Annotated in this window: 6 protein-coding genes; 3 read left to right on the top strand and 3 right to left on the bottom strand. The window is 57.2% G+C overall.

Annotation, left to right across the window (positions count from 1 at the left end; translation table 11 throughout):
* Positions 1 to 315: 315 nt before the first annotated feature.
* The 3 genes from QZ303_RS08295 to QZ303_RS08285 all read right to left on the bottom strand — a co-directional run bounded on the left by QZ303_RS08295 (position 316) and on the right by QZ303_RS08285 (position 6,695).
* Positions 316 to 1,323 (bottom strand): endonuclease/exonuclease/phosphatase family protein, encoded by a 1,008-nt coding sequence (locus QZ303_RS08295; RefSeq protein WP_295731596.1) that lies wholly within the window; start codon positions 1,321 to 1,323, stop codon positions 316 to 318.
* 110 nt (positions 1,324 to 1,433) lie between these two features.
* Positions 1,434 to 3,158: a RagB/SusD family nutrient uptake outer membrane protein gene (locus QZ303_RS08290; protein ID WP_295731594.1), complete on the bottom strand. Its 1,725-nt coding sequence runs from the start codon at positions 3,156 to 3,158 to the stop codon at positions 1,434 to 1,436.
* 12 nt (positions 3,159 to 3,170) lie between these two features.
* Positions 3,171 to 6,695, bottom strand: a complete 3,525-nt coding sequence (locus QZ303_RS08285) for a TonB-dependent receptor (protein ID WP_295731592.1) — start codon at positions 6,693 to 6,695, stop codon at positions 3,171 to 3,173.
* Positions 6,696 to 7,033: 338 nt separating this feature from the next.
* Here QZ303_RS08285 and QZ303_RS08280 point away from each other — a divergent pair, with 338 nt between their 5' ends.
* The 3 genes from QZ303_RS08280 to argS all read left to right on the top strand — a co-directional run bounded on the left by QZ303_RS08280 (position 7,034) and on the right by argS (position 10,574).
* Positions 7,034 to 7,651 (top strand): sigma-70 family RNA polymerase sigma factor, encoded by a 618-nt coding sequence (locus QZ303_RS08280; protein WP_295731590.1) that lies wholly within the window; start codon positions 7,034 to 7,036, stop codon positions 7,649 to 7,651.
* Positions 7,652 to 7,661: 10 nt separating this feature from the next.
* Entirely contained in the window at positions 7,662 to 8,645 is a 984-nt protein-coding gene (locus QZ303_RS08275; protein WP_295731588.1) for a FecR family protein, read from the top strand.
* 144 nt (positions 8,646 to 8,789) lie between these two features.
* Positions 8,790 to 10,574 (top strand): arginine--tRNA ligase, encoded by a 1,785-nt coding sequence (gene argS / locus QZ303_RS08270; RefSeq protein WP_295731586.1) that lies wholly within the window; start codon positions 8,790 to 8,792, stop codon positions 10,572 to 10,574.
* The last annotated feature ends 52 nt before the right edge of the window (positions 10,575 to 10,626 follow it).

Below are 10,626 nucleotides of genomic sequence, written 5' to 3'. Positions count from 1 at the left end.
TGCCTTTCAAGATGTTGGACTCTCTGATTTATGGTTTAGCGGACAGTAATAAAAATAAATGCGAGGGTGTGTCATAATGGCTCATCTGGGTCGTCGCTATCGACATTCGGCTTTGGTCACGTAGGGAACTACGCTCCCATCAGCCTCAGTCTCAGCTCCTACCATCTGAGGCCATTCTCTGCAAAGCAGAGCGCTTCGCGATGACTGACAGCACCCTCCCGTCCGGACACAAAAACGGCGGTATGCCGAATTTCGACACACCGCCGAGGTGGCAAAGCTAAAATAATCGGGTTGAGGAGGGGGAGGGTGGATTGGTCAGTCGAGGCGGGAGAGGTCGAAGTCGACGAGGATGGGGCAGTGGTCGGAGGGATGCCAGAAGTTGCTGAGTTTCTGCGGGTCGCGGCGCGGTGTGGTGTAGTCGTCGCGGATTACTTCGGCACGGGTTATGCAGTTGTAGAGCGGCGGGGTGCAATAGAGGTAGTCGATGCGCTTCGCGCCGTGGATGGTAGAGACGAGGCTGTCGGGATATTTCTTGGAGATGACGTCGATATAGGGTGTGGTTTCGAGCACGTAGTCGTGGCAGAGGAACGCGGATGTGTCGGCGGGAAGGCGGTAGAATCGGTTGTCGAGGCGCGATATGGCGTTGAAGTCACCCATCATCATCCATAGCTGCGTGTCTGCACCGGGACGGGTGCTTATGGTGTGGCGGCAGATGTATTCCATCTCCGTTCGGCGGTAGCGGTCGCCACCGTTGGCTGCCGCGTCGGCCTTGCGGGCGTCCTTGCCGACGTTCCATGCATAGCGCTGGGGCCATGTGTGGAGGGTGACGATGTTGACGTTGTGGCCGTTCTTGCAGATGGTAGCCCATCCGGCACCGTGGCTCACGACGGTGTCGGCGTTGCCAGTGATGCGTTCGACGTTTTCGATAGGGTAGCGTGAGGTAATTACTTGGGGGAAGTTGTCGCGGTGGCCGCCTTTGTAGACGTAGGGGTGTCCATAGCGTGCGGCGAACTCTTCCCAATGCGCGGGGAAGTGGCGCTCGGCGTCATCGGTGATGCGTTCGGCGGAGGCTGTGCGGTAGTTGGTCGATGCCTCGGCCCAGACGCATATGTCGGGGTTCTGTTCCTTTACGAATTCGAGGAAGTCGCGGTAGCCGTCGCACTGGCCCGACCACATGGCGTTCTGTATGTTCCAGTAGAGCAGGCGGAGGTTGGTGGAGTCGTTGTCGTGGGCGCCGACAGAGGTGTCGTGGTGCGGTGCGGCCGCCGTAAGCGCTATTGCGACGGCTATGAGCGCGGGAAGGAGGATGCGGGTGGGTTTCATTGGTTTTAGGTTGATATATAGCGTGAGGGTATTTCGAAACGCTCTAATGTAGGGATGCTCCGGGGTGCATCCCTACATTAGATGAGCGTCTTGCAAAGCGATTTATTGCATTAGAAGTTGGTGCTGTCGGTCCAGCCGGGGTTCTGCGAGAGGGCGCCCCCGGAGAGGACGCGCTCGCTTGCGGGGATTGGCCAAAGGTAGTCGCGGTCCTCGTTCCAGGTCAGGCTGAAGTTGGGAAGCGCGCGGATATAGCCGGAGCTGCCTTCGGTGAGCACTATGTCCTTGCCGATTTTCTTGTAAGTGCCTTTCCATGTGGTGGGTTTGGCATCGGAAGAGATGAGGAGGTCGTTCTTGCCGTCGCCATCCATGTCATACTCGCCCTCGGCGGGGAAATATATGCCGTAGAATGGCTTTGTGAGCTGTTCGCCCTCTTTCCAACGGAATATGTCCCACATGCGGAATCCTTCGAGACACAGCTCGACGGTGCGCTCGCGGCGAATCTCGAGAATCACGCCCGTATTGGCGCTCCGGGTGACGTTGGGATAATATTCGAGCATCAGCGGGTCGATATCGGCGTTGGCGTCGGTCATCGACAGGTGCTGCATGCCGACACGGTCGCGGATCTTGTTGACCGACTTGTCGAGGTCGGGCTGAGTGAGCGTGCCCAGTTCGGCCTTTGCCTCGGCGAAGTTGAGGTAGACCTCAGCTGCGCGGAAGAGCGGTACGTCGGTGAATGCCTTGGTCGCCCCGTCGTAGTCCTTCTTGTTGACATATTTTATCGCCTGGTAGCCGGTGAGGGCGTTGAGGTTGTTGGCCGTTACCTTTGTGGCGCCTGTCTGTATGTAGCCCGGGCATAGGACAGTCTGTGCCATGCGCGGGTCGCGTCCGGCAGTTTCCTCGACATACCCTTTGGTCTCATATCCCGGCTGTGCCGAGAAGTAGGCTCCGTCGGCCATGAGGTAATGGTTCATGAAGCGGCGGGTGAAGCCGGTCTTATTGTTTATGATGGCAAAAGGTATGCCGTGCATCTGCTTGGCGGATGTTCCATATTTGCGTGCGAGCACGAACTCGGTGTTGTTGGCATCGATGGCGTTGAACAGCTCGCGATACGGCTCGGTGCCGGTCTGCTGGATCTTATAGCCGGATTTGTCGATGAACTCCTCGGCGGCCTTCGCAGCGAGGTCGAGGTATTTGTCGGCATCCGGTAGACCGCGGTATTTGCGCCATGTACCTTCGTAGAGAGCCACACGGCTTTTCAAGGCGAGTGCCGTCCACTTGTTGACCTTCACCAGGTCGCGGGCCTTGTTGCCGAGGCGGTAGGCTTCATCGAGATCGGTCATGATGCGGTCCATGACGTAGCCACGGTCGTCACGCTTCTTGCGCAGAAGCTCCGTGTCGTCATCTTTCAGGACCTTGTCGTAGTAGGGGACATCGCCGAACCGGCGCACCTTCACCCAATAGAAATATGCACGGAAGAAGTGGCTTTCGGCATCGTAATGTGCGCTGACATCCTCACCGCAGGCCTTGTGCTCGAAATAGTAGTTGATACGGCGCAGTGCGCCCCAGCTCCATCCTGAGGTGGATGCGGCGTCGCGCTGTCCCATCATGACGTCGCCGAGGGAGTTGTCGATGTTGTCGTCGGCGTTGGAGGTCACGAACGAGTCGGCGTCGTCGAGCATGGTGTAGTAGCCTTGTGTCCATAGTTCGAGCTGTGCGGCATTCTTGAAATAGTTTTCAGGTGCCATCGTGTCCTCCGGCGCCTGGGTAAGCTCGCAGGAAGATAATAGCGCGGCGGCACAGAAGGGGAGGATATGTCTTGTTGCAAACGGTTTCATTGTAGTTTAAGGTTAGAATTTGACATCAATTCCGACAGAGAAGCTTTTCGACATGCCTATACCTGTTCCGGAGCCGGATTTGTACGTTCCGGTGGCGGTAGCCATCTCGGGGTCGACGGTCTTGGTGTGTTTCTTCAGCGGCGACCAGTAGGCGAGATTCTCACCCGTGAAGTAGACCCTTACGGACTGTAGCCATCTGTTCTTCGGGATAGGTATGGTATAGCCTACCGTGAGATTCTTCAGGCGTAGATATGCGGCATTCTGGAGGTAGCGGTCGGTGGGGACTGAAAGCGCGCCCGAACTGTAGGTCTGGTAGCCTCGCTGACGCGGGAAGTAACCTCCGGGGTTGTCCTCGCTCCAGCACAGCGACGGGAAGTCCTTGTGGATGAACGACAGCGACGGGAAATCGTAGGGACCCCAGAAGTCGTAGGAGTTCTGTATGGGCATCCAGTCGCATTTGCCCACACCCTGGAAGAATGCCGACACGTCGAAGCCCACATAGTTGAGATCAAGGCGGAGCGAGTAGTTGTAGCGCGGCAGTTCGTTGCCTATTATCACCTTGTCGCCCGGGTCGTCGACAGTGCCTGATCCCTCGTCGATCTTGTTGTTGCCGTCGCGGTCGATGAATTTCACGTCGCCTGCGCGCAACATGTTGTCGCCTTGCGTCTTTGCGTTGTAGACACGCTGGTTCACGGCCTTGTCGTTGATGCGGGCCTGGTATTCGGCGGCCTCCTCGTCGGATGCGAATAGTCCGGCCACCCGGTATCCCCAGATGTCGCCGAGTTTTTTGCCGACATAGTAGTCGGAGATGAGCTTGTCGGGATTGTTGAACTTCGTGATTTCGGAAGAGTAGTCGCCAAGGGTGGCCGAAATGCCGTAGGAGAGCTTGTGTCCGAACAGTCGCACATCGTCTTTCCAGCTGACATACAGTTCATATCCCCGGGTGCGCAGGTCGGCACAGTTCTCTTTTGGCGTCGTGGCGCCGAACACCGAGGGGAGCGTCACCGAATGTGTGAGCATGTCCTTTGTGTCGCGGATGAAGAAGTCGGCGGTGGCCGTCAGGCGGTTGTTGAAGAATCCGAGGTCGAGTCCGAAGTTGTAGGTGGTGACAGTCTCCCATGTGAGTCCTGAAGATATCGGGGCCGATACGGTGGCATAATATCCTTTCTCAAGGCCATCGAATGTGTAGTCGAGGGAGTTGTCGGTGCTGATCTTGTCGAAATAAGCATAGTTGCTTACCTGCTGGTTGCCGATAGAACCGACCGACACGCGCAGTTTGGAGTTGTTCCACCATTCCTGCATCGGGCGCCAGAAATTTTCCTGGCTCATGCGCCAACCTGCGGAAGCCGATGGGAAGAAACCCCAGCGGTCGGATGGTGCGAACCGAGATGATCCGTCGTAGCGTCCGCTTGCCTCCAGAAGGTACTTTCCGTCGTAGTCGTAGTTGACGCGTGCGAAGTAGCCGAGGGTCTTGTAGGCGGAGATTTCCTGAGTGACGGTGGCCACTCCTGTGGCGAGGCTCAGCGAGCTGAGGTCGTCGGTGAGGAGGTCGTTGCGGCGCGTGTTGACGGCGTTGGTGCGGTGATGTTCATATTGCATACCTGCCACGGCTTTGAAGTTGTGCATCTTATCCCATGTGTGGCTGTAGGTGGCGTATACGTTGACGGAGTGGCGGTCGATGGATGAATGGTTTTCCTGATAGAAGTCCTCGACGGTGCCTGATGTGAATTTCTTGACAGTGCCGCTCTTATCGAGATACTCGAACGGGACGCCACGGCGGCGCAGCTCGCGGTTGCGGTAGCGGTAGGAGTAGGAGGCCGTCACCACGAGGTCGCGGAAGATGTCGATGTCAAACCGGTTGTTGAGCACAATATCCTTGTTCCCACGGGAGTTGCGGGAACGGTTGTCAGTGAGGTAGCCCCCGTGTCCGGCTCCGAGAGGGGAGTTTGCTCCTGTCATTGTGTTTACATACTGTATGGTCTGTCCGTCGGGAGACTTGGGAAGCACTGCCGAGTTGATGTTGCTCTGGAGTGCATGTATTGTCTGCTGCTCGTTGTAGTAGCCGGCGTACTTGTAGTTGGTGTAGTTGAAGTTCGCACCTCCGGAGTAACGCAGGAACGGGAATATCTCTGCATTGAACTTCATGCGGAAGGAGTAGTTGGTGTATTTGTCGTGGTAGATGTTGAACACACCGTCCTGCTGGAGGAATCGCCCCGAGACATAGTAGTTTGTCTTGGCGTTTCCGCCGGTGATGGATACGTTGTGCTCCTGTTCGGGGCGTGTCTTGCGGAAATAGTAGTCGTACCAGTCGAAGTTACCGTAGAAATACAGCTTTCCGTCGCGCTCGACGGTCCACGGGCGGTCGGGGTGCTCGGTCGTATCGTAGCGGCGCTCTTCGAGCATCGCGAGGTCCTCGTCGGCATATCCCCACATGTCCTTGCCCTGGGCTATGCGGTAGAACCGGTTGACCATGGTCACGTGGTCGTAGCCGGTGTGGATGAAGTCGGTGGAGGTGGTGTTCTTTCGCCATCCGAAGCGTCCGTTGTAGGTTACGTTGACTTTGCCGTCGGAGTTTTTGCCGCTCTTTGTGGTTATCAGGATCACGCCCGATGATGCGTTGGCTCCGTAAATTGCCGAGGCTGATGCGTCTTTGAGTACCGAGATGGATTCGATGTCGTTGGGGTTGATCTGCCCGAGGCTGACCTCCATTCCGTCGCACAGGATCAGGGGCGAACCTCCGTTGATGGATGTCGTGCCTCGGATGTTGACAGAGTATCCGGCGTCCATCTGTCCGGAAGCCATTGTGAGGTTGACAGAGGGGTCGGCACCTTGCAGGGCGCCTGCGGCGGAGGATACGGGGCGGTTGTTGATGTCGTCGGCGGAGATGGTAGCTACGGCGCCGGTGAGGTTGGCTCGCTTCTGTGTGCCGTAGCCGACGACCACGACCTCATCGAGGACGGAGGCGTTTTCTTTCATCTCTACCGAGGCGAGGGCGTGGGTGTCGAAGGCGGGAATCTCGCGCGGTGTGCATCCTATCATGGAGAACGTTATGGTGGCGTCGGAGGGTACGTCGGTGAGAGTGTAGTGTCCGTCGATGTCGGTGGAGCATCCGTTGGTGGTGCCCTTGACCATCACTGTGGCTCCGATAGCCGGTTCGCCGGTGTTGTCAAGGACTGTGCCGGATACCGTGCTAAGGTGGGAGGTGCCGGCCGGTGTCGTCTTGCTTGATATGACTATCGACTTGGCCGACACAATCTCGTAGGTGAGCGGACGGCTTTTGAGGGCCGCGTCGAGGACTTTGCTGACCGGGACGTCGGACATGCGGACGGTTACATCCTTGTTGTTGTCGAGGATGTCGTTGCGATAGGAGAAGCGGTAGGTGGTCTGCCGTTCGATGTCCTTGAAGAGTTTTTTGAGGGTAGAGTTCTCGACGTTGACGGTGACGCGCTGGTCGGAGACGGCTGCGGCGCATATGCCGGCCATGGCTACGCACATCAACAGCAGGGAGACGAGTCTCTTACTAATGAACTTACACATGTTGAGGTATTAAAGGGTTAAGAAAAATCGGGGGAGGAGGATTGGCGGCTGCCGCCGCCAACACTGCGGTTTTTTAGGGATATTAGGGACAATAGGTATATTAAAGAGATTGGGGCGGATAGGGGCATTAGGGAGGGTTAGGGGGTAGTAGGGGCGGTCGGGTAGAGAGGGGTTTAATAGGGATTCGGGCGGAGCGGGGAGTTGTCCCGGGTATTTTTTATGTTTTTAAACATATGGTTACTTTTATTATGATTTGCTTTGAGGGTGTGGGACAATGCGCTAACTTTGTCGCGGCACTTTGTGCTCCACGGTGATAATTACATAGCATAAACCGCTATATGCCAACAGTGTATTCCTCCGAACCTTCTGAAACCGAAAGACAACTGGCCGTCCTGCTCAAGGGCGGCTCGGTAAAGGCTTTCGAGGCCGTGTATCGCAGATACTCGGGTAGGTTGTATGCATATTGCTTCGAGGCTATCCGCGTGAGGCAGGAGGCGGAGGAGGTGGTGCATGACGTGTTCATGGCTCTGTGGAACCGCCGTGAGAGCATAGATCCTGAGATGGGAGTGGGCGCCCTGCTCTATGACATAGCCCGCAAGCGGAGGATCGACGCGTTCCGCCGCCTTCTGAACAGTCCTGTCTATGAGGATTATGTGGAGATCCAGAACACAATTGCGGGAGATGACGCTCCTCCTATGGAGTATGAGGAGTTCATGCTTATGTTCCGCAAGGTGATTTCGGGGTTGCCCGAGAGGATGCGCTCGCTGATCATACTGTCGAAGTTCGAGGGGATGACCAACGGTGAGATGGCTGCGCGGCTGGGGATAGCGGAAAAGACCGTGAGAAATCAGCTGTCGCTGGCGCTGAAGTTGCTGAAGAGCCGGCTGCGTCCTTATCTCGGTGACGAGCGCCATCAGGATGACGTAAGTGGAAATAACCAAAATACACATATATAATATATAGTCAATGACTCCCGATAAAGACCTTTTCGACAAATTCCATTCCGACAGGCTTTCGCCTGACGAGCTGAGGCGGCTGCGCGAGGATGTGAACGGCATGAGCGACGATGAAGTGGATCAGTGTCTCTCCTCCGTCGTCGGCGACGATACGTGGCGTTTCGACCCGGATTGCTCGGAGGCGCTGTGCGAGCGGCTTGTGGCGGAGGCCGGGCGCAGTAGCCGCCGTCGCCGCATGTGGTTTATCGCGGGAATGGCCGCTGCGGCGTTGTTGCCTGTGGTCATCGCCGTGTCGGTGGTGTTGGGGGTGAAAGTGTCGCGACTGGACCGCTATGAGAATGTCATTGCCCGTGAGCAGATTGTTAAAACCGGCGTCGGCGAAGAGTTGTTGACGGTGCTTCCCGACGGATCGCGGGTGAGGATGGCGCCGGAGTCGGAGTTGCGCTACTCCCTTTCGAGCTACAACGACCGTGTGCGCGATGTGGACTGGGATGGTGAAGGGCTGTTTGAGGTGGCTCGCAACGAGGATAGCCCGTTTACGGTGCATGCGGAGGAATTTGACGTGCGCGTGCTCGGCACGGTTTTCTCCGTGGATGTGAGGCGCAGCGCCTCGGAAGCGAAGGTGTATCTGGAGTCCGGCTCGATAGAGCTTTCGAGCATGAAGGGCGGCGAGCGTTGCAGGCTGACTCCCGGATGTCTGGCGACGATAAGCCGTACGACGGGGAGGATAACGATGAGGCGTATGCCTGATTTTTCCAGCGACATGGGCGGGAGCGTGATGAATTTCTATGACGTGGCGTTGCGCGATGTGCTGGAGAGGATGGGGCTTTACTATCCGAAGCGGTTCGAGGCTCCGGAAGATATGGCAGGAATGACATTCACTGGCGCGCTGCCGAAGAACAACCTTGACGAGGCGATGACCATCCTGGGGAAGGCTTACGGTGTGGAGGTGGCCGTGGATGCCGAGAGGGTGAGGCTGAGGAAAAGACAGTAGGGGGATAGGGAGGATAGGGACAATAAGGAGATTAAGGACAATAGAGACAGTAGGGAGATTAGGGATAGGGATAATGTTTGGAGATGGGGCTTTTGTGGGGGAAAATGTGTAACTTTGCGATGTAATTGATTAAAGAAACAGCATATGTCGATAGATAGCATCATACAGGATGCGGTGGCGCGGGCCGTCGCCGCACTCTACGGTATAGATACTGACGCGAAGAGCATCGTGCCTCAGGCGACACGCAAGGAGTTTGAGGGAAATCTTACCATAGTCGTGTTCCCGTGGGTGAAAGCCGCCCGCAAGGCTCCGGAAGCCGTCGGCAAGGAGATCGGCGACTGGCTCACGGACAACGAACCTGCCGTGAGGGGATACAATGTGGTGAAGGGGTTCCTTAACATAGTGATCGAGCCTACATACTTCACCGCCATGCTCCGCCATATGGCCGGCGACGAGGATTTCGGATTCCGCAAGGCCGGTGAGGACAGCCCGCTGGTGATGGTGGAGTATTCGTCGCCCAACACCAACAAGCCCCTGCACTTAGGACATATGCGCAATAACCTGCTCGGGTTCAGCCTGTCGCGCATATTGGGAGCGTGCGGCAACCGAGTGGTAAAGACCAACATCGTCAACGACCGAGGCATCCATATCTGCAAGTCGATGCTCGCCTGGCAGAAATGGGGCGACGGCGTGACTCCCGAGAAGGCCGGCAAGAAGGGCGACCATCTGATCGGCGACTTCTACGTGCTCTTCGACAAGCACTACAAGGCCGAGGTGAAAGACCTTATGGATAAAGGCATGGGCGAGGAGGAGGCCAAGAACGCCGCTCCGCTGATGCAGGAGGCGCGCGAGATGCTGCGCCGCTGGGAACAGAAAGATCCAGAGGTGCGCGGCCTGTGGGCCACGATGAACAGCTGGGTCTATGCCGGGTTTGACGAGACCTACAAACGCCTGGGCGTGGACTTCGACAAGATATACTACGAGAGCGAGACATATCTCGAAGGTAAGGACAAGGTGCTCGAAGGCCTGGAGAAGGGTATCATGTACCGCAAGGATGACGGCTCGGTGTGGGCCGACCTTACCGACGCGGGACTCGACCACAAACTGCTGTTGCGCTCCGACGGCACGTCGGTCTACATGACGCAGGACATCGGCACCGCCAAGCTGCGTTACCAGGACTATCCCATCGACAAGATGATCTACGTGGTCGGCAACGAGCAGAACTACCATTTCCAGGTGCTTTCGCTGCTTCTCGACCGTCTGGGCTTCAAGTGGGGCAAGGACCTGGTGCACTTCTCATACGGCATGGTGGAGCTTCCCGAGGGGAAGATGAAGAGCCGCGAGGGCACGGTGGTGGACGCCGACGACCTGATGGACGAGATGATACAGGGCGCACGCGAGGTGAGCAACGAGCGCGGGCGCGGCGACATGACTCCGGAGGAAGCCGACGAGACTGCCCGCATCGTGGGGATGGGCGCGCTGAAATACTTCCTGCTGAAGGTGGACCCGCGCAAGAACATGACGTTCAACCCCAAGGAGTCGATCGACTTCAACGGCAACACCGGGCCGTTCATACAATACACCTACGCACGCATCCGCTCGGTGCTCCGCAAGGCCGCCGAGGCCGGCGTGGCCATCGAGGGGTATGACACGGTGGCCCCCAACGAGAAGGAGACCTCGCTCATACAGCACCTTGCCGACTTCCCTGCACTGGTGGCCGAGGCCGGGCGCAGCTATTCGCCGGCGCTTGTGGCCAACTACGTCTACGAGCTGGTGAAGGAGTACAACCAGTTCTACCACGACTGCACGATCCTCAACGAGCCTGACGCGGCGGTCCGCGCCATGCGTCTTGCCCTGAGCGCGCTTACCGCCGAAGTGGTGCGCAAGGGGATGTGGCTCCTCGGAATCGAGGTGCCCGAGCGCATGTAACGGAACGGTTTAACGTGATTTAACATTAATCTTTCCTTAATAAACTCAGTCT

The organism is uncultured Muribaculum sp., assembly GCF_910583865.1.
Classification (GTDB): Bacteria; Bacteroidota; Bacteroidia; order Bacteroidales; family Muribaculaceae; genus Muribaculum.
Note: the sequence above shows the minus strand (reverse complement) of the source record. Positions and strands in the feature narration are given on the sequence as shown.

Coding starts and splice junctions, on each gene's coding strand:
- QZ303_RS08290 (WP_295731594.1), bottom strand. CDS start 3,158: ATGAAACCGTTTGCAACAAGACATATCCTCCCCTTCTGTGCCGCCGCG.
- QZ303_RS08285 (WP_295731592.1), bottom strand. CDS start 6,695: ATGTGTAAGTTCATTAGTAAGAGACTCGTCTCCCTGCTGTTGATGTGC.
- QZ303_RS08275 (WP_295731588.1), top strand. CDS start 7,662: ATGACTCCCGATAAAGACCTTTTCGACAAATTCCATTCCGACAGGCTT.
- QZ303_RS08295 (WP_295731596.1), bottom strand. CDS start 1,323: ATGAAACCCACCCGCATCCTCCTTCCCGCGCTCATAGCCGTCGCAATA.
- argS (WP_295731586.1), top strand. CDS start 8,790: ATGTCGATAGATAGCATCATACAGGATGCGGTGGCGCGGGCCGTCGCC.
- QZ303_RS08280 (WP_295731590.1), top strand. CDS start 7,034: ATGCCAACAGTGTATTCCTCCGAACCTTCTGAAACCGAAAGACAACTG.